A 19,421-nucleotide genomic window follows, 5' to 3' on the forward strand; every position below is an offset into this window, starting at 1 on the left:
AACAGGATCAAGCATAAAATTAATATCATCAGAGCCCTGATCGTTTCAGCTTTGCCAAAAATGGAAATTGATACACTATTGATTTCCCCTCCATGATGGTTAATATCTCAGAGGCAGGCGGGGCGTGAACCCAAGGCATCGGCTTTCAACGGCGGCAAATTCGGAAGAGCCGATGCGCCAGAATTGAAGCTTGATATCGGCCACCGCATCCATTCGACGGCCTTGATGGCCAAAGGCAAAGTCATGCATTTTGAAAAGACGAGAGCCGGCTTTACGCTCTCAATCGGCAACCGCGCCATCCTGTCCCATTCGCCCGATAAGCCCGCCTTCTTTGCCGGTCTGGGCAAGGAGCGGATGGAGATGTACCGCGGCAATTTCGATATCGAAGACTACGTCATCGAAAGGACTGCCCTGCGGTATGCCGAAGTCAGTGACGGCGCAGTGACGCTCTCATCTGAGAAGGGTCAGGTGCCGCGCCTGCGCCTGACACTGGACGGTCATGCAATTCGTCTGACCGCGCTGGACGACACTATCAACCGCCTCTGGCTGCGTGTCGTTGCTGAAACGGATGAACACGTCTGGGGCGGAGGCGAACAGATGTCCTATTTCGACATGCGCGGCCGCCGTTTCCCGCTCTGGACCTCAGAACCGGGCGTCGGCCGGGACAAGACGACCGAAATCACCTTCAAATCCGACCTCAGCGGCAAGGCCGGCGGCGATTATTACAACACCAACTATCCACAACCCACCTACCTCTCGTCGCGCAAATATGCCCTGCACGTAGAAACGAGCGCTTATTCCGTTTTCGATTTCCGCAATGGCGATTTCCACGAGATCGAGATCTGGGCCATCCCCGAAAAAATCGAGCTTTTCGCCGGTGACCGGTTTACAGACATTGTTTCAGCCCTGTCGCTGCGGTTCGGGCGGCAGCCCGAATTGCCTGATTGGGTCTATAATGGCGCGATCATCGGTTTAAAGGATGGCGTCAACTCCTTCGCCCGACTGGAAAAAATCCGCGCTGCCGGAACGAAGGTTTCAGGCCTCTGGTGCGAGGACTGGGTGGGACTTCGCCAGACATCCTTCGGCGCGCGGTTGTTCTGGGACTGGCAGGCAAACGAAACCCGTTACCCGCATCTGCGCCAGAAAATCGCCGAGCTTGCGGATCAGGGCGTCCGGTTCCTCGGCTATGTGAACCCCTATCTTTGCGTCGACGGCCCGCTCTTCCCGATCGCTGAAGCGGCCGGTTATTTCGCCACCGACGCCGAGGGCAAAACGGCGCTGGTGGATTTTGGCGAGTTCGATTGCGGCGTGGTCGACTTCACCAACCCGGCTGCCGCTGACTGGTTCGCCGAGGCGATCATCGGCAAGAATATGCTGGATTTTGGCCTCTCGGGCTGGATGGCCGATTTCGGCGAATATCTGCCGATCGATATCAAGCTTGCGAACGGCGTCGACGCCAAGCTGATGCACAATGCCTGGCCCACGCTCTGGGCCGAGGTCAATGCGAAAGCCGTGGAAAGCCGCGGCAAGACCGGCGAAGCCCTGTTCTTCATGCGCGCAGGCTTCACCGGCGTGCAGGCCCATTGCCCGCTCATCTGGGGCGGCGACCAGTCGGTCGATTTCTCCCGTCACGACGGCCTTGTCACCGTCATTTGCGGCGCGCTCTCATCCGGGCTCATGGGCAACGCCTACCACCACTCCGATATTGGCGGCTATACCAGCCTTTTCGGCAATGTGCGGACGGCGGAACTCATCATGCGCTGGACGGAGATGGCCGCCTTCACCCCGGTCATGCGCACCCACGAGGGCAACAGACCGCGCGACAACCTGCAGATCGATCAGGATGAAGCGGTTCTTTCCCATTTCGCCCGCATGAGCGCGATCTATGTCGCGCTCGCTCCCTATCTGAAATCGCTTTCCGCCGAAGCGGCAAAGACGGGCCTGCCGGTGCAGCGGCCGCTTTTCCTGCATTACGAGAACGAGTTGCAGACCTATGCCATTCAGGACTGCTATCTCTATGGCGAGGACATGCTGGTCGCACCGGTCTGGAAGGCGGGCGAAACGCAACGCTCGCTCTACCTTCCGGGTGACGGCGAATGGGTGCATCTCTGGAGCGGCGCGCATTATCTGGGCGGACGGGAGATATCCGTCGAAGCGACACTTGGCGAGCCCGCGGTATTCTATCGCGCAGATAGCAATCACCGTCAGCTATTTGAACGGCTTCGCACCATCGACTAAAGGCTTTGCCCCTTGCGTCACCCCGTCAGGCGGGGTGACGTGATGGCCTTCTTGAAAAGCGCGGTCATCGCGTCGCTGATACCCTGCGACGGGCTGACCTCGAAGAACAGGCCCGGCGAAGCGCATTGCTGCATGCGTGTGCCGATTTCCGACTGAAACGGCTTGATCCAGCTATTATACCAGTCATTGGTCGGCAGCGGCAAATAGGTGGTGTAGAGTACGGCGATGCGAAAGCCCTTTTCTTTCAGCTTCGTGCAATATTTGAGGTCGATCGGTTCCTGACAGCGACCGCCCGTCGTTTTTTTGGTGCAGGTCGAGGGCTTGTAACTATCGCCGACGCCATCGGTTACGAAGAAGACGATCTTCTCCGGACTCGCCGAACTCGCGCCTGTGCCGGAGTTACCGATCTTGTCCCCGATCTGGGTCAGCGCCCGGTCGAAATCCGTCTGCTGGTCGTTGTTGAATCCCTGCTTGGGGATAGACATCAGGTCAACTTCGGCGGCTTTCTTCTTCGCCGTCGCCAGATCCGATGTCAGTGGCACAACTTCAAGCAGCTTCGTATCTTCGGCTTTTTCCCCAAAGGAATAGACTGCCATACGATATTGATTGCTGCTTTTGCGCATGGACTTCGCCGTATCCATAAGGCTCGCTGTCGCCTTTGCGACCACATTGATGCGCGTGGTCACGCCGAGACGTTTTGCCTTGTAGTAATAGCTGTTGGTATCCACCACACCGTCCTTCACGATGTGACAGGCGAAAGCGCATTTATCGCTCGTATTTGCGACCATGGTGGCAACATCGGTCGGGGTCGCGCCCACACCCATGGACGGCGTGTTGTCCAGAAGCACGTAAAAATCGCTGAAGGTTTCCGTTTCATATTTGGCGGTGGCAGAGCCAGAAACCGTGAAGAGATCTTTTCCCAGTATCTTGGAAAGCGTGGTATCGACAGAGGCCTTGAAGTTGACGGAAGAGACAATCGCATTACCGCTTTTTGTCACCTCTATATCGAGAGACAAAAGCGAGTAATCGGGATTGGCTCGCTCATTGCTTCTGAAAAAGGCGGCGCCTTCGTCGCCGCCAAGCGTAATGACGCCATCTGCGGACATCTCCTTTGCCTTGTGAACGCTTGCCGAGCTATCGGAGACCACCGCCAGAGCCGCCGCATCCGCCGCCCTCTGCAGGTCGGATTTTACGGTCATGCTGTGCGTTACATCCAGCGCAACGCCGGCGGTACCGATGAGCGGCACCAAAAGCAAAGCAGTTAGAATTCCGAAATTACCCGATCTGTCCTGCCAGATATTTTTCAAGTTTGCCCCCAAAGCGTTTGGAGACAGAACTTAGAAAAAGACCGTTGAAAGGCAGTTTCGAAGGATAACTAATTTTCGCTAAATCTAATTTCCTAAATAACTAAATGTCGATCCGATAAACCTTCCGCTATGCTGGTCATCACCCGGTCAGGCGTGGCGAGCTGATCGCCTTCTTAAAAAGCGCCGACATGGCCTCGCTGATACCCTGCGAGGGGCTGACTTCGAAAAACAGGCCAGGGGAGGCGCAGGCTTGCATGCGTGGGCCGATCTCCGTTTCGAATGGTGCGATCCAATTATCGTAGTGCTGATTACCAGGAAGCGGGAGGTAAGTGGTGTAAAGCACGGCGATACGGAAGCCTTGTTTTTTGAGGTTGTCGCACAGCTTGGTGTCTATGGGTTCCTGGCAGCGTCCATTCCAAATCTTTTTCTTGGTACATGCGGCTTTTGCAGCATCGGCCACGCCATCCGACACGAAGAAAAGGATTTTTTCAGGTGTAGCGGAACTCGCGCCACTTCCCGATGTTCCCATCTTCGGTATTATCCTCGTCAGTGCACGGTCGAAATTCGTATGCTGGTCGCTTTTATAATTGTGGCCTGGAACTGACATCAACTCAATTCCTCTGATCTTTTTTTTGGCCGCCTGCAAATCCGAGGTACGCGAGACAATCTCCGGAAGGTCTTTGTTAAAAAAGGCATCCTCTGCTGTCTTTCCGAAAGTGTAGACAGCAATGCGATACTGATCAGGTTTTTTGCGCGTGTCCTGAGCCGTGTCCATCAAACTCGCGGTCGCCTTTGCAACCACGTCGATGCGCGTCGTCGCGTTGATGTATCCCTTCGCCTGCGGATCCTTGTTTTTGAGCCGGAAATAGCTGCTGTTGGGATCGGAAGATCCGTCCGCCAACGTGACATGGCAGGCGAACTGACAACCGAGGGCGGCTTTCATCGTGGCCACATCGGCGGGCGTTGCGCCGACGCCCATGGAAGGCGAGTTGTCGAGCAGCAGATAGAAGTCGGTATAGGTTTCCGTCTCATATTTGGCAGTTGCGTTGCCGGAAACAGTCAGGAAATCCTTTCCCAGGACTCTGGAGAGAGTTGTATTGAGCGAAGCCTTAAAACTCACTGACGATTCGATCACGGTGTTATTCTTCTTCACCTGTATATCGAGCGCCAATAGGCGATATTCCGGGTTCCCCCGCTGATTGCTGTGAAAAAAAGCTTCAGCCTCTTCCTTTCCAACCGAAACGACGCCGTTGCTGGCCATTCGCCGTGCAGCCTCGGCACTGGCTGAACTTTCCGCAACCACGGCCAGAGCCGCAGAATCCGCTGCCATCTGAAGATCGGATTTCACGCTCATGGCTCGAACGACATCCAGCGCAACGCCGGCGGATCCGATGATCGGTATGATCAACAAAGCACTCAGAATCGCAAAATTTCCAGACTTGTCCCGCCAGATGTTTTTCAAGCTCAGCTCCGAATTATTAGAATTCGGATAAGGTTTATTTCAGTGTCGTTGCGATATAGTTTATCTATATAACTAATTACCAATAAATCCGATATTACTAATAACTATATTTAAGTAATATATAGAAGACCTATGATCTGTCGGCGGAGCCGTTGACATTTTTAGATCATGTCCTACAAAACAATCTCTTCCGAGGGGAGCACCTGACGGTGCTGAGATGGCGATGAGCCGGACCCTTGAACCTGATCCGGGTCATGCCGGCGTAGGAACGGAACTGTCGCGCCTTCAAGGGGCTGCCCATTCTCTTCTCCGCTATGCTTGATCTATGTGATCGTCACATCTGGAGACGACGATGATGCTGAACACTTCCTCCCTTCGCACGTGGTGCGTTTGCGTCTGAGGACCGGCTCATGCGTGCCACCCATGCGCTGAATGGTGTCGGTCTTCTGCTGCTTCTCTGGCAGGCGGGAACATGGCTGCTTGCGCCGCCGCGTTATATTCTGCCATCGCCCGCCGATGTCGCCGCCGCCTTTTGGCGCCAGCCCCGTTTCCTGTTCGGCCAGGCCATGGTGACATCAGGCGAAATGGCGCTCGGTCTCGCGGCAGGCGTTACCGCTGGTATTTTCGTTGCCTTTACTATTGCCGCTACCCCGCGCTTCGGCCGCCTCGTCTGGCCCATGGTTCTGGTGTTGCAGGCCCTCCCGGTCTTCGTGCTCGCCCCAATCCTCGTCCTCTGGTTTGGCTTCGGCATGGCTTCAAAAGTGGTTATGACGGCGATCATCATCTTCTTTCCCGTCGCTTCTGCTTTCACCGATGGCCTCAACCGCACGGACCGCGCCATCCTCGACGCCGCCTCGCTGACACAGGCAAGTCATTGGCAGATCCTCACACAGCTGCGCGTGCCACTGGCGCTGCCCTCGCTTATTTCCGGGCTGAGGGTCGCCGCACCACTCGCCCCGCTCGGCGCCGTCATCGGCGAATGGGTCGGCGCATCGGCCGGGCTTGGTTTCGTGATGATCCAGTCCAATGCCCGTATGCAGACAGATACCATGTTCGCCGCCATGCTCATTCTGGCCGTCATGGCCGTGCTGCTCAGGCTGATCGTCGACCGGGCGACAGCCAATCTGGCCCCCTGGGCCAAGGAAACAGAACACACCATTCCTTTCAGATATTTACGGAGACTGTCGGCACCATGAAACGAACGCTTCTTTCCCTCGCCATCGCCGCGGCAAGCGTCCTTGCGCCCATGCAATCTGAGGCCGCCGACAAGCTGACTGTGTTGCTTGAATGGTTCGTGAATCCTGATCATGCCCCGATGGTGATAGCCAGGGAACGCGGCCTGTTCACCGAGGCCGGGCTGGAAGTGGAACTGGTGCCGCCAGCCGATCCCTCCGCAGTGCCGCGCCTTGTCTCGGCGAAACAGGCCGATATCGGCGTACATTACCAGCCAAACCTTTATCTCGACCACGAAGCCGGCCTGCCACTCGTGCGTTTCGGCACGCTGGTGGAAACACCGCTCAACACCGTTACGGTTCTCGCCGATGGGCCGATCAAGAGCCTGAAGGACCTGAAAGGCAAAAAGGTCGGTTTTTCCGTTTCCGGGTTCGAGGATGCGATGCTGAAGCGGATGCTGGAGAAAGACGGGTTGACGAAGGACGATGTCGAACTCGTCAATGTCAATTTCTCACTCTCGCCGTCGCTGATCGCCGGCAAGGTGGACGCCACGCTTGGCGGTTTCCGCAACTTCGAACTGACGCAGATGAAGCTTGAGGGCCATGAAGGACGATCTTTCTTTCCCGAAGAAAACGGGGTGCCTGCCTATGACGAGCTGATCTTCGTCACTCATCGCGAACTGACCACGGACAGCCGCCTGCCACGCTTTCTTTCCGCCGTGGAACAGGCCGCGATCTACATTACCAACCATCCGCAGGAAGCCTGGCAACTCTTCATCAAGGCCTATCCGAACCTTGATGACGCGCTGAACAAGCACGCCTTTTTCGACACGCTGCCGCGTTTTGCCAAGCGCCCGGCGGCACTCGACCGCGCCCGATACACCCGTTTCGGCGCTTTCATGCAGGAGATGCAGCTGATCAAGCAGGCCCCCGCAGCGGAGGATATTGCCGTGGAGTTGCAACAGCCATGAGCGGCGATTTCCCGACAGCGGCTAAGGCCGCCGAAATTCTGGACCGCGTGCGGCAAACGCGCCCACGCGTCCATTGCCTGATGAATACCGTGGTGCAAAAATTCACCGCCGACGGCATCACCGTCGTCGGCGGCATTCCCTCCATGACGACCTCACTCGAGGAAATCGAAAGCTTCGTTGCCAGGGCGGATGCGTTGACCGTCAACCTCGGCACGCTGGACTCGGAGCGACGTAAGGTCATTCGCATCGCGATCGAAATCGCAAATGCATCTGGCAAGCCGTGGATCGTCGACCCCGTGCATGTCGACTATTCACCCTCGCGGCTGGCGTTCGCGCGCGAACTCATTGCGCTTTCCCCTGCCGTTGTACGCGGCAATCACGCCGAAATGACCCTGATCGGCGACGTCCCCAACGTCGTCAGGATCGAGACCGGTCCTGTGGATCATCTTGGCGATGCAACGCGCAGCGTGAGGATCGTCAACGGCCATCCCTGGATGGCAAAGGTCACCGGTACGGGTTGCCTCTCGGGCGGTGTCATCGCCGCCTTCATGGCGGTGGAGAAAGACGCGCTGGCGGCGGCGGCTTCTGCCCTTGCCGTGACAGGCGTCTGCGCCGAACTCGCCGCCAAACAGGCGCGCGGCCCGGGCACTTTCGAACCGGCTTTTCTGGATGCGCTTTCCGAGATTTCCGGTGACGCCATCATCAACCACGCGAGGATAGAGAATGCACAAGGTTGATTACCGTCTGAACGCGCTGGTCGACGCAAGCCTCGGCGATGTTGCGCCTTTGCCGGAGCTTGCTCTGGCGGCAGCACTCAATGGGGCAACGATTTTGCAATATCGCGACAAGCATGGTTCGACCCGGGACATGATCGACAATGCCCGCGCCATTCAAGCGGCTATTGCCGGTACAGGTGTGCCTCTGGTCATCAACGATCGGGTGGATGTCGCGCTCGCCTCCGGCGCAGATGGGGTTCATCTCGGCGCAGACGATATGGATGCGCAGGCTGCACGACGCATCCTAGGGGAAAAGGCGATCATCGGCCTCACCGTCAAGAACCGCACCGACGCCGAACGGGCGGCTTCCATGCCCGTCGATTACGCGTGCATTGGTGGCGTGTTTGAAACTGTCTCCAAAGTCAATCCTGACAAGCCGGTGGGCGTCGATGGTTTTTCGACGCTGCGCGCGTTTTTGAGGGAGTCGCGGCCTGAAATGCCTGTCGGTGCGATCGCCGGCATCGATCTTGCGCGTGTACCGGCCGTCATTGACGCGGGGGCGGACGGTGTTGCAGTCATTTCCGCCATTTTCCGCGCAGCCGATATTGCGAGTGCAGCGCGCGACTTCCGTTCAACAATCGACGCCGCGCTGAAAGCGAGACAGCCATGACATCCATCGCATTGACCATCGCCGGTTCCGATAGCGGCGGCGGCGCGGGCATCCAGGCCGACATCAAGACCTTCTCCGCCTTGGGCGCCTACGCCGCAAGTGTCATCACGGCCATTACCGCCCAGAATACACGCGGTGTGACGGCTGTTGAGGATATATCCGTCGTCACCATCGTCGCGCAGATGGATGCTGTTTTTTCCGATCTCGACGTCGACGCTGTCAAAATCGGCATGGTCTCGCGGATCGAAACCATCGCGGCCATTGCTGAACGGCTTCGGCAGCAGTCACAGCCGGTGGTGCTTGATCCCGTCATGGTGGCGACTTCGGGCGACCGGCTGCTGCAGGAAGATGCCATCGAGACGTTGCAGCGCGAGCTTTTACCGCTCGCCACCATCGTCACACCGAACCTACCCGAAGCGGCGCTGCTGGCGGGAGCCCCGATTGCGGAAACGGAGCAGGAGATTACCCGCCAGGCCGAGCTGATCCTGAAAACCGGCGCGAAGGCGGTGCTTATCAAGGGCGGGCATGGCGATGGACCTGAGAGCACGGATTATCTCTTCGCGGATGGTACCATGCGGGCGCTTTCTGCACCAAGGGTGGACACGAAAAACGACCACGGCACCGGCTGTACGCTGGCAGCGGCGATTACGGCGCATCTTGCGATGGGACATGAATTGCGGGAGGCGGTCGGGCTTGCGAAGGATTATCTGAACGGCGCGCTCGATGCCGGCAGGGGGCTTGCCGTTGGACATGGGCGGGGGCCGGTGCATCATTTTTATCGGTGGTGGGGGTGACATCGATACGTTGACTGTGGGGTATTGACACCGTGAGCAAGCCGCTTGTCGATCTCCCCCTTGAGGGGGAGATGTCCGGCAGGACGGAGAGCGTGAGCCGCACACTCCGCCCCATCACCGCGCCTTCGGCGTCGCCAGCACATTCCGGATCGCAAAACTCGAATGAATGCGCGAAACCCCCGGCAGTTTCGACAGGATCTCCTTGTGAATCCGCTCGAAATCCCCCGCACTTTCCGCCTCGCAGCGCAGGAAATAATCCGAACCGCCTGTCATCAGATAACATTCGCGGATTTCCGGATAACGTCGTACCGCATTCTCGAAACGGTTAAGGAAATCCTCCGTCTGACGGTCGAGCGTGATCTGCACGATAACCGAAATCACCTCGCCGCCGGCAAGACCGCTGGTCAGGGCGGTATAGCCGCGAATAATTCCTTCCCGCTCGAGAATATCGACGCGGCGTAAACACGCCGACGGCGAAAGCCCGACCTCTGTGGCAAGCTTTGCGTTGCTGATGCGGGCATTCAGCCGAAGCAGGCGGATGATGTGGCGGTCGGTCGCATCGAGGGACGACATAGAAAATTCCAATTGATCAACGGAAATTGCGTGATTTCATACTTTATCGCATTTTCTTCGAACAATCGCCAAGAAATTCGATAATCGTTGCAATACCCTCAGAGGATAAAAACGAGGGTGAACGACCATGGACATGCAGATCAGCCGCCAGCAGGCCGCCGGTGGTGCAAGCGGCCATCTAACCATCGATCTGGGCGCATTGCGCGATAACTATCTGACCCTTGCGGCGATGGCACCAGCATCGCAGACGGCCGCCGTCGTGAAGGCCGATGCCTATGGCCTCGGCGCGGATATCGTCTCGCAGACCTTGTTCGAGGCGGGTTGCCGCAATTTCTTTGTCGCCCATATCGACGAGGCGCTGGCACTCAGGCTCCGGCTTTCGGCCGAAGCACGGATTTTCGTCCTCAATGGTTTGCAGCCCGGCAACGAAACCTCCTGCGCCGCCATGGCCATCACCCCGGTTTTGAATTCGCTGGAACAGATCGCCCAATGGTCGGACCATGCCAGAAAGCTTGGCAAGACGCTCAGCGCCGCCGTGCAGATCGATACCGGCATGTGCCGCCTTGGGCTCTCCCCCGAAGAGCTAGGAATCCTCTCCGCCCAGCCGCAGCTGCTCGATGGAATTGATACAGCCTTCGTCATGAGCCATCTCGCCTGTGCCGACGAGCCGGATCATGCTTCGAATGCCGCGCAGCTCGCCGTGATGCGCAAGGCCGCCACCGCCTTTTCTGATACACTGGTGTGTTTTTCCAATTCGGGCGGCATTTTTCTCGGCAATGACTATCATAATGCTTTGCTGCGCCCCGGCATCGCGCTTTATGGCGGTGCGCCTTCCGCTGCCGGCCCCAACCCGATGAAGCCGGTCGTCCATCTCGATCTCGCCGTCATCCAGACCCGTACTGTTCCCGCCGGCTCGCTGGTCGGTTACGGCGGATCTTTTACGGCGAGCGGTCCGACACGGCTTGCGACCATCGCTGCCGGTTATGCCGATGGCTTGCCGCGTTCGCTCAGCAATCGCGGCGCCGCGTGGTACAATGGCGTGCGCCTGCCAATTGCCGGGCGCGTTTCCATGGACAGCATCATTCTCGATATATCCGCCCTGCCCGAGGGAACATTGACGCAGGGCAGCCTCGTGCAGATGATCGGGCCGGATCAGACACTGGAAGACATCGCCGAGGATGCGGGCACGATTGCCTATGAGATTCTGACCGGCCTCGGTCGCCGTTACCGCCGCAGCTACATTCAGCCGGGCATGAGCCCGGCAACCGATTCCACATCAGCCTTTGACAAGTGAGACGATCATGAACGTCACTATCCTCGGAGCCGGCGTTGTCGGCGTGACCTCTGCCTGGTACCTGGCCAAAGCCGGACACAAGGTAACGGTGATCGACCGCCAGCCGGCTGCGGCGCTGGAAACCAGTTTCGCCAATGCGGGCGAAGTGTCGCCCGGTTATTCCTCGCCATGGGCGGCGCCCGGCATTCCGGTTAAGGCCATGAAGTGGCTGTTCATGAAGCACGCACCGCTCATCATCCGGCCGACGGCGGATCCCGCCGCCTGGCGCTGGATGAGCCAGATGCTACGCAACTGCACCTCGGCGCGTTATGCCATCAACAAGAGCCGCATGGTGCGCGTTGCCGAATATAGCCGTGATTGCCTGATGGCGCTTCGCGAAGAAACTGGCATCGACTATGACCAGCGCATGCAAGGGACCCTCGAAGTATTCCGCACCCAGAAGCAGTTTGATGCCATCGGCAAGGATGTGGACGTACTGACGGCGGGCGGCGTGCCGTTCGAGATTCTCGACCGCGATGGCTGCGCCGCCATAGAGCCCGGGCTCGCACCCGCCAAGGAGAAGATCGTCGGGGGCCTGCGACTGCCCGGCGACGAAACCGGCGATTGCTTCATGTTCACGACGGAACTTGCCCGCATGGCCGAAGAAGCGGGCGTCACCTTCCTTTACGACACCGGCATCATGCGGCCGATTGTTGAGGGCGGTCGCATCACGGCCGTAGAGACCACACGCGGCCTGATGGAGGCCGATATCTTCGTCGCGGCACTCGGCAGCTACTCTCCGCAGTTCGTGAAGCAGCTCGGCATCACTTTGCCGGTCTATCCGGTGAAGGGCTATTCCATCACTGTTCCGATCGTCAATGAAGCGCGGGCTCCCGTCTCGACGGTCATGGACGAAACGTTCAAGGTCGCGATTACCCGTCTCGGCTCTCGGATCCGCGCCGGCGGCATGGCGGAAATCGCGGGTTTCAGCAAGGATTTGCCGGCAGCACGCCAGGAAACGCTGGCCCACTCCGTCGAAGACCTGTTCGGCGGTGCGGGTGATCAGAGCCAGGCGAAGTTCTGGTGCGGCCTGCGCCCGATGACGCCCGACGGTACGCCGGTCATCGGCGCCACTCGCTACAGCAATCTTTATCTCAACACCGGTCACGGCACGCTCGGCTGGACAATGTCCTGTGGCTCGGCCCGTGTTCTGGCTGACCTCATCAGTGGTGAAAAGCCGGAAATCGACACCCACGACCTTGCCATCAGCCGTTACGCTGCCTGAGCGCAATGCAAAAGCCCTATCCCGCCGGCAAGGCGGGATGGACAGCGATCAAAGAGCCAATGCGTCCCTGAGCGCCAGCCCTTCCTTCATGCGAAGGTCGAGATCGGCTTCGATGTGGTCGAGGTGCCGCAGCATCAGCGCACGGGCTTTTGCCGCATCCTTCGCCTCCAGCGCATCCAGTAGGTCGGCGTGGTCATTATGGCCGCAGCTCGAAACACCAGACCGACCGTAAAGCGCGATGACCAGCGACGAACGGGCGACCAACTCATCCATGAATTTTTCGAGGATGGCGTTGCCGGCAAGCGAGGCGAGCATCAGATGAAAATCACCGGATGCCTTGATTTCCGCACGCCTTGCGCTTGGCCCGCGCTCATGCTGATGGCGGCTTTCCTCGACAAGGTGCTCCCTCAGACGCTTCACCGCCGCAGGTGTGATCTTTTCGATTGCCGCGTCCACGACGCCGGGCTCGATCAGCCGGCGCGAGGCAAAAACCTGCCGCGCCTCATCTGGGGTGGGATTGGAAACGAAGGCGCCGCGATTACGCTCCGTCTTCACCAGCCCTTCGTAAGCCAGCATCTGAAGCGCTGCGCGCACGACCGTGCGGCTGACATCGAAGAGCGTTCCAACCTCGGCTTCCGACAACTTCGTTCCGGGAGACAGGCGCCGGTCGACAATGGCGTCCCGAAGCGTGTCGCGGATGGCCTGCGCGCGATCCTCATGCGAACTGTCCGGATTGAATGATATGTGGGAAAGGCTCATCTCTGCGTCCTGTTGCACCTTGAGTTCTAGCGCGAAGTTCGGCGCGCGCAAACAGGAATTGCGGAGCGCCGCCGCTCCGCCACAATTCATTCAGCATCCGTTCAGCAGCCAGCCTGTAATTCCTTAACCATCGAATTTGCAACTGGCAGCGTCCTGCCACTTGGATGGAAGAACAAACCATGTCGTCCTTTGCAGCTAAAACAATTCTGACAATTGCCGTCGCCGCCGCCACGATCGTTCCCCTGAGCAGCGCTTCCGCCGGAGACTGGGACCGCCATGATCGCCGCGATGCTGCCCTTCTCGGCGGCGTGCTCGGCCTCGCCGCTGGTGTCGCCGTCGGTTCCGCATTGTCCCGCCCCGCACCGGTCGATGACGAGCGCGTCTATATCGACCCGCCGCGTCGCTACGAGCCGAGCTACGTCTATGAAGAGCCGGATTATCGTTATTACCGGCCGCAACCGCAGCCGGTTTACCGCCCCGCTCCGGTCTATCGCCCGGCACCGGTTTACCGTGCGCAGCCGGTCTACGACACCAATCCCGGTTACTACCAGCCGCGCCGCACGTACCGTACCATCGAGCCGTGGACGAACGCTTGGTACGACTATTGCTCGCAGCGGTATCGCAGCTTCAATTCCCGCTCCGGCACCTATGTCGGCAATGACGGTCAGCGTCATTTCTGCGTAGCGGGCTGATCAAAGACATTTCGACGCCTTCAGTGTCTTCTTTTTTAAAGCCGCGGGCGGAAACCTCCGCGGCTTTTTCATGAGCACAGCATACTGCCTACACTGCACCGCTCTTCACATAATCGCCGCGGTTGATGCCGTGACGTTGCAGCTTGTCGTAGAAGGTCTTTCGGGCGATGCCGAGCGTCGCGATGGTTTCCGCCACGTCGCCATTGGCCTGTTCCAGCGTTTCACGAATGATCCGCGCTTCGATCTCGTCCATGCGCTCCGGCAGGGTGCCGGAGGAAGGCAGAGCAGCTTGTGATGCAGGAGCTCCGACTGGGCCCGTCTCCAGCCCCAGCACCACCCTTTCGGCAAAGTGCCCGAGTTCGCGCACATTGCCCGGCCAATCATGGTCATTCAGGTGACGCGAGATAGCAGCGCCGATCTGCGGCACCGGCATGTTGAAGCGGTTCGCAGCTTTGGCAACAAAATGCGAGAACAGCAAAGGGATATCCGGCTTTCGTTCGCGCAATGGCGGGATCGAAAGCGTGACGACGTTCAAACGGTAATAGAGGTCTTCACGGAAGGTGCCCCGCTCGGCGGGATCGCCAAGATCGACCTTCGCGGCTGCCACGACACGAATATCAACCGGCCGTTCGTCATTCGACCCCAGCGGCGAAACTTCCCGCATTTCAAGCACGCGCAGCATCTTCACCTGCACGGCGAGCGGCATGCTTTCAATCTCGTCCAGAAAGAGCGTTCCGCCGCTCGAATGTTCGATACGCCCGACCCGCTTTTTCTGAGCGCCGGTAAAAGCGCCCGCCTCGTGGCCAAAAAGCTCGCTTTCGATCACCGTTTCCGGCAATGCGCCACAATTCAGCGCCACGAAATTTCCCTTAGCGCGCTTCTTGCTCCACCGGTGAAGCGCCGTCGCGACCACTTCCTTGCCGCTGCCCGTTTCGCCTGCCACCAGCACATCCACATCCGTATCGGCAATGTGGCGCAGCGTCGTGCGCAGGCGTTCCATGGCTGGCGTCTGGCCAATCAGAGGAAGGTCGTCCTCAGCCTGCCCCGCCGCCCGGCGAAGCGCGCGGTTCTCCAGCACGAGACGGCGCTTTTCCAGAGCCCTGCGTGCGCTTTCAACCATACGTTCGGCGGGAAAGGGCTTTGCAATGAAGTCGTAAGCGCCGTTATGAAGTGCATCGACGGCCATTGGCACTTCCCCATGGCCGGTGATGAGGATGACGGGCAGATCCGCATCAATCTTGCGGACATGATCGAAGAACTCGAGCCCCGTCATGCCCGGCATCCGCACGTCCGATATGATGACGCCATCGAAATCGTCGTTCAACGCCGCGAGCGCCTGCTCGGCGCGGGGAAAAGACGTGACGGACAGTCCGTCCAGCTCCAGCGTCTGGACCATGGCTTTTCTCAGCTGGGAGTCATCATCAACCAGGAATATGGTTCCAGTCGTCGTCATGTCATGCTCGCTTCAGAAATACGGAAAAACAGGTGCCCGCCTCGCCGCTTGCCACCTCGATCCGCCCGCCGTAATCGGACGCAATATCGTTCGAGATGACGAGACCAAGGCCAAGGCCGCCTTCCTTGGATGTATTGAAGGGGGAAAACAGCTGGGCGCGGATGGCGTCGGGAATGCCGGTGCCATTGTCGCTGACAGAAATTACGATCCTCTCGCCTTCCTCACGTACACGCACCTCAACTCTCGATTTTTCAATTGTTTCCGCGGCTTCGAGCGCGTTCTGCAACAGGTTGATCAGGATCTGTTCAAGCCGGATGCGGCTGCCCAAAACCATCAAATCCTGATCCGGCAACACGATATCAAGAGCATCCATCTGACCGGAAAAACGGCTGCGCAACAGCACGACAGCGCCTTCGATGACTGACCTGACACTCACGGGCTCGGCAGCGGTACGCCCCTTGCGCGCAAGGATTTTCAGATCGGTGGTTATGGTGCCAATACGCTCGGTCAGGGCCGCAATATCCTCAAGGTTTTCGGTAACCTCCGCGAGACGATCACGCTTGAGCAGGGTCCGCGCATTGTCGGCAAAGGCGCGGATCGTGGCGACTGGCTGGTTGATCTCATGCGCCACACCCGCTGCCACCTGTCCGAGGATGGAAAGGCGGTTGGCCTGCACCAGTTCATGCTGCACATTGCGCAGTTCGCCGGTGGTTTTCTGGTGAAGGGCGATTTCCGCCTGCAAGTGGTCGCGTGTCTTCGTCAGATCGCGGGTCCGCTCCTGCACCTTCATTTCGAGTTCCAGACGGGCTCGTTGCTCCTCTTCCTTTTCCCTTAGCGCCTTATGCCTGCGCCATAGCCACAAAGCGGAGATCGCCACGAGCGGCATCAACGTCGCCAGCGCCACCACCCTGCCCTCCCTTATGGACGCATTGAGCGCCGGCGCGACTGGCTGAAGATAATGCAGCGTCCACGACGTCGTTGGAACGGGAACTTCCAGGCGCAGGTAATCGCCGCGCTCTTTCACCGGCGCATCAACGTGGATGAGAGGAATTGCCTCGCCAGAGCGTCGCGCCGCCCGAAAAGGAAGGGTGGAGAGCGTCTCATTGCCGAATTGAAGGCTCTCGGAGATGATTTTTCGCCGCGCCTCATCGATTGGCGACACGGTCCTGAACCGCCATTCCGGCACGCTGGTCATCAGCACGACGCCGTTCCTGTCAACGACATAGACCGGCTTGCCGCCGATGTTCCAGTCCGTTTCAAGCCGATTGAACTCGACCTTGGCGATGACGACACCAAGCGCGCGACCATCCGCAGCATCGATGCGGCGGGAAATATAGAGCCCGGGCCGGCGGCTGACATTTCCGAGCGCGTAATGTTCGGACATGCCATCCTTCATTGCCTGCCGGAAGTACTCGCGGAAGGCATAGTTTGAGCCGACGAAACTATCCGCCTCCCGCCAGTTGCTCGAGGCTATGGTCAAGCCCGTCGGTCCGGTGACATAGATGACCGATGCTTGCGTGCCTTCGATCAGCCCCTCCAGCTTTTTATTCAGCCGATCGAGTGCGGGCGGACCACCGCCATCAAGTGCCGCAGCAATATCAGGATCACCCGATAAGACCAGCGGAATGGCGCGCGGCCGCTCCAGTGCAACATTCAAAAGCGCGATCTTCAGCTCCGCATCGGTCGCCGCTTCGGAACCCGCCTTGCGAAGGGCCTGATTGCGGGCGATATCATCGGCGACAAGCAGCACACCAAGACCGACGAGCAACCAGAGGCCGGCCAGCGCCAGCCACTGTGCCTGCCGCCTGGCGCGGGAATTCAGGGTGCGGTTCTCGGTCATGGCCTTATTGTGCGGATTCACACACAGGCCGCAAGCATTTTTGTCCGGGATTCCGCACAAACGGTCAAGCACTCCCAAAGCCTGAATAAAAACTACTATTTAAATCAGTCAGTTGCGGCAAATAATCAAGTCTGGCATGCGTATTGCACATGACTCCTCAATCGGCGCGAAGCCGTCAACGACACGGCGATCCCGGGAGGCCAATCAAGGCAGGGTGAGGCCGAGGAGGAAAAAACATGATCGATACGACAGCCGTGGCCGCGGGCCACGCCAAACTGCCATTTTACAAGCACCTGTATTTCCAGGTTCTCGTGGCCATCATCGCCGGTATCGCGCTCGGCCATTTCTATCCGGCCTTCGGTGAAGAGCTGAAGCCGCTCGGCGACGGCTTCATCCGCCTCGTCAAGATGATCATCGCACCGGTGATCTTCCTCACCGTCGCAACCGGTATTGCCGGCATGAACGACATGAAGAAGGTCGGACGTGTGGCCGGCAAAGCCATGATCTACTTTCTGGTCTTCTCCACCCTTGCGCTCATCGTTGGCCTCATCGTCGCCAACACCGTGCAGCCCGGCGCCGGTATGAACATCGATCCGGCCACGCTGGATGCCAAGGCCGTCGCGACCTACGCCGACAAAGCCCATGAGCAGACGATTACCGGCTTCCTGATGAACATCATCCCGACGACCATCGTGGGTGCTTTCGCCAGCGGCGATATCCTGCAGGTGCTGTTCTTCTCGGTGCTCTTCGGCATCGCGCTCGGCGTCGTCGGCGAGAAGGGTAAGCCCGTCACCGATTTCATGCATGCCCTGATGTATCCGATCTTCAAGCTGGTTGCGATCCTGATGAAGGCCGCCCCCATCGGCGCTTTCGGCGCGATGGCCTTCACCATCGGTAAATACGGCATCTCGTCCGTCACCAACCTTGCGATGCTGATCGGCACCTTCTACGTCACGTCTTTCCTGTTCGTGTTCGTGGTCCTCGGCGCTGTCTGCCGTTACAACGGGTTCTCCATCGTTGCGCTCATCCGCTATATCAAGGAAGAACTGCTGCTGGTTCTCGGTACCTCGTCTTCCGAGGCTGCCCTGCCCGGCCTGATGAGCAAGATGGAAAAGGCCGGCTGCAAGCGCTCCGTCGTCGGTCTCGTCATCCCCACCGGTTACTCTTTCAACCTTGACGGCACCAACATCTACATGACGCTGGCAGCCCTCTTCATCGCGCAGGCAACCGGCATTCATCTCTCCTTCGGTGAACAGATCCTGCTGCTTCTGGTCGCCATGCTCTCCTCCAAGGGCGCGGCCGGCATCACCGGTGCGGGCTTCATCACGCTTGCGGCAACGCTCTCCGTCGTGCCTTCCGTTCCGGTTGCCGGTATGGCGCTGATCCTCGGCATCGACCGCTTCATGTCCGAGTGCCGCGCGCTGACCAACTTCGTCGGCAATGCGGTCGCCACCATCGTCGTCGCCCGCTGGGAAGGCGAACTGGATCAGGACCAGCTTGCCCGCGTTCTGAGCGGCAAGGAAGAATTCACCGGCATCGCCGATGTGGATCAGCTCCCGGCTTCTGTGCAGCCGGCAGAGTAATACGACCTCCCAAGGTCCTGCCTGTGCCGGCTCGTCCGGGCAGGCATTGCATGAAGGCCGACGCATCGCCTCGATGCGTCGGCCTTTGTCGTTTGCGCAACGACCTAAAAATGGTTTTATCGGACACACAGTGAGATTGGCCACATCGGCATAAAACCGTTTTGACGAGAGTAGCGCTTATGAGAAACATTTTTCTGGCATGGCAATTCTGGGCCTTGTTATCGGCGGCCTTCGCGGCCCTCACTGCCATTTTCGCCAAAATTGGCATCGAGAATGTCAATTCTGATTTCGCCACGTTTATCCGCACCATGGTCATTCTCGCTGCCGCCGGCTTGATGGTCTACGTCACCGGCAACTGGCAACAGCCTTCCACCATCTCCGGCAAAACCTGGATTTTCCTAGTCCTGTCAGGCCTGGCGACGGGCGCATCCTGGATATGCTATTTCCGGGCGCTGAAAATCGGCGATGCCGCCCGCGTTGCGCCCATAGATAAGCTGAGCGTCGTCTTCGTCGCGGTTTTTGCAGTGCTGTTTCTGGGCGAAAAGCTCTCGCTGCCGAATTGGCTCGGCGTGGTGCTGATCGCCTGCGGCGCGGTTCTTGTCGCGTACCGCGGCTAGTGTCGGCCCTAATGGA

Annotated in this window: 17 protein-coding genes and 1 riboswitch; of the genes, 11 read left to right on the forward strand and 6 right to left on the reverse strand. The window is 58.8% G+C overall.

Annotation, left to right across the window (positions count from 1 at the left end; genetic code table 11):
- Window positions 1–243: 243 nt before the first annotated feature.
- On the forward strand, window positions 244–2,238 hold the full coding sequence (locus AT6N2_RS15340) for an alpha-glucosidase (protein ID WP_209090093.1): 1,995 nt from the start codon (window positions 244–246) through the stop codon (window positions 2,236–2,238).
- A 17-nt stretch (window positions 2,239–2,255) separates the two neighbouring features.
- Here AT6N2_RS15340 and AT6N2_RS15345 read toward each other — a convergent pair whose 3' ends face one another.
- Window positions 2,256–3,545 (reverse strand): pilus assembly protein, encoded by a 1,290-nt coding sequence (locus AT6N2_RS15345; RefSeq protein ID WP_209090095.1) that lies wholly within the window; start codon window positions 3,543–3,545, stop codon window positions 2,256–2,258.
- 139 nt (window positions 3,546–3,684) lie between these two features.
- Window positions 3,685–5,007, reverse strand: a complete 1,323-nt coding sequence (locus tag AT6N2_RS15350; RefSeq protein WP_063950020.1) for a TadE/TadG family type IV pilus assembly protein — start codon at window positions 5,005–5,007, stop codon at window positions 3,685–3,687.
- Between the two features lie 183 nt (window positions 5,008–5,190).
- Window positions 5,191–5,293, forward strand: a riboswitch (TPP riboswitch).
- A gap of 124 nt (window positions 5,294–5,417) precedes the next feature.
- Between AT6N2_RS15350 and AT6N2_RS15355 the strand changes: the two genes are divergently transcribed.
- Genes AT6N2_RS15355 through thiD form a run of 5 tightly spaced genes read left to right on the forward strand, consistent with a single transcriptional unit; the run spans window position 5,418 to window position 9,330 of the window.
- Window positions 5,418–6,203, forward strand: a complete 786-nt coding sequence (locus AT6N2_RS15355; RefSeq protein ID WP_209090097.1) for an ABC transporter permease — start codon at window positions 5,418–5,420, stop codon at window positions 6,201–6,203.
- The gene (locus tag AT6N2_RS15360) at window positions 6,200–7,150 is read left to right on the forward strand and encodes an ABC transporter substrate-binding protein (RefSeq protein WP_209090099.1); all 951 of its coding nucleotides are present in this window, start codon (window positions 6,200–6,202) and stop codon (window positions 7,148–7,150) included. The genes AT6N2_RS15355 and AT6N2_RS15360 overlap by 4 nt, the downstream gene beginning before the upstream one ends.
- Window positions 7,147–7,887 carry a hydroxyethylthiazole kinase gene (locus AT6N2_RS15365; protein ID WP_209090101.1) on the forward strand — a complete coding sequence of 247 codons (741 nt, stop codon included), beginning with the start codon at window positions 7,147–7,149 and terminating at the stop codon, window positions 7,885–7,887. The genes AT6N2_RS15360 and AT6N2_RS15365 overlap by 4 nt, the downstream gene beginning before the upstream one ends.
- Window positions 7,874–8,536 (forward strand): thiamine phosphate synthase, encoded by a 663-nt coding sequence (gene thiE / locus AT6N2_RS15370; protein ID WP_209090103.1) that lies wholly within the window; start codon window positions 7,874–7,876, stop codon window positions 8,534–8,536. The genes AT6N2_RS15365 and thiE overlap by 14 nt, the downstream gene beginning before the upstream one ends.
- A complete protein-coding gene (gene thiD / locus AT6N2_RS15375; protein ID WP_209090113.1) occupies window positions 8,533–9,330 on the forward strand; it encodes a bifunctional hydroxymethylpyrimidine kinase/phosphomethylpyrimidine kinase in 798 nt (265 codons plus the stop codon). Before thiE ends, thiD begins: the two co-directional genes overlap by 4 nt.
- Window positions 9,331–9,444: 114 nt before the next feature.
- Here the strand turns inward: thiD and AT6N2_RS15380 are convergent, their stop codons facing one another.
- A complete protein-coding gene (locus AT6N2_RS15380) occupies window positions 9,445–9,903 on the reverse strand; it encodes an Lrp/AsnC family transcriptional regulator (RefSeq protein WP_063950026.1) in 459 nt (152 codons plus the stop codon).
- A gap of 127 nt (window positions 9,904–10,030) precedes the next feature.
- Here AT6N2_RS15380 and alr point away from each other — a divergent pair, with 127 nt between their 5' ends.
- Window positions 10,031–11,197, forward strand: coding sequence for an alanine racemase (alr, locus tag AT6N2_RS15385; RefSeq protein WP_209090115.1), 1,167 nt, complete (start codon window positions 10,031–10,033; stop codon window positions 11,195–11,197).
- A 7-nt stretch (window positions 11,198–11,204) separates the two neighbouring features.
- A complete protein-coding gene (locus AT6N2_RS15390; RefSeq protein ID WP_209090117.1) occupies window positions 11,205–12,461 on the forward strand; it encodes a D-amino acid dehydrogenase in 1,257 nt (418 codons plus the stop codon).
- 48 nt (window positions 12,462–12,509) lie between these two features.
- Here the strand turns inward: AT6N2_RS15390 and AT6N2_RS15395 are convergent, their stop codons facing one another.
- Complete coding sequence (locus AT6N2_RS15395; RefSeq protein ID WP_063950169.1) at window positions 12,510–13,220, reverse strand: GntR family transcriptional regulator; 711 nt, start codon at window positions 13,218–13,220, stop codon at window positions 12,510–12,512.
- 179 nt (window positions 13,221–13,399) lie between these two features.
- On the opposite strand from AT6N2_RS15395, the gene AT6N2_RS15400 reads away from it, so the two are divergent.
- A complete protein-coding gene (locus tag AT6N2_RS15400) occupies window positions 13,400–13,912 on the forward strand; it encodes a BA14K family protein (protein WP_209090119.1) in 513 nt (170 codons plus the stop codon).
- A gap of 88 nt (window positions 13,913–14,000) precedes the next feature.
- Here the strand turns inward: AT6N2_RS15400 and AT6N2_RS15405 are convergent, their stop codons facing one another.
- Both AT6N2_RS15405 and AT6N2_RS15410 read right to left on the reverse strand, forming a co-directional pair.
- Entirely contained in the window at window positions 14,001–15,365 is a 1,365-nt protein-coding gene (locus AT6N2_RS15405; protein WP_209090122.1) for a sigma-54-dependent transcriptional regulator, read from the reverse strand.
- 1 nt (window position 15,366) lies between these two features.
- Complete coding sequence (locus AT6N2_RS15410) at window positions 15,367–17,205, reverse strand: sensor histidine kinase (protein ID WP_209090124.1); 1,839 nt, start codon at window positions 17,203–17,205, stop codon at window positions 15,367–15,369.
- A 236-nt stretch (window positions 17,206–17,441) separates the two neighbouring features.
- Between AT6N2_RS15410 and AT6N2_RS15415 the strand changes: the two genes are divergently transcribed.
- Window positions 17,442–18,788 (forward strand): dicarboxylate/amino acid:cation symporter, encoded by a 1,347-nt coding sequence (locus AT6N2_RS15415; RefSeq protein WP_004438672.1) that lies wholly within the window; start codon window positions 17,442–17,444, stop codon window positions 18,786–18,788.
- A gap of 179 nt (window positions 18,789–18,967) precedes the next feature.
- The gene (locus AT6N2_RS15420; RefSeq protein ID WP_063950031.1) at window positions 18,968–19,405 is read left to right on the forward strand and encodes an EamA family transporter; all 438 of its coding nucleotides are present in this window, start codon (window positions 18,968–18,970) and stop codon (window positions 19,403–19,405) included.
- The last annotated feature ends 16 nt before the right edge of the window (window positions 19,406–19,421 follow it).

This window comes from Agrobacterium tumefaciens (assembly GCF_017726655.1).
Lineage (GTDB): Bacteria > Pseudomonadota > Alphaproteobacteria > Rhizobiales > Rhizobiaceae > Agrobacterium > Agrobacterium tumefaciens_B.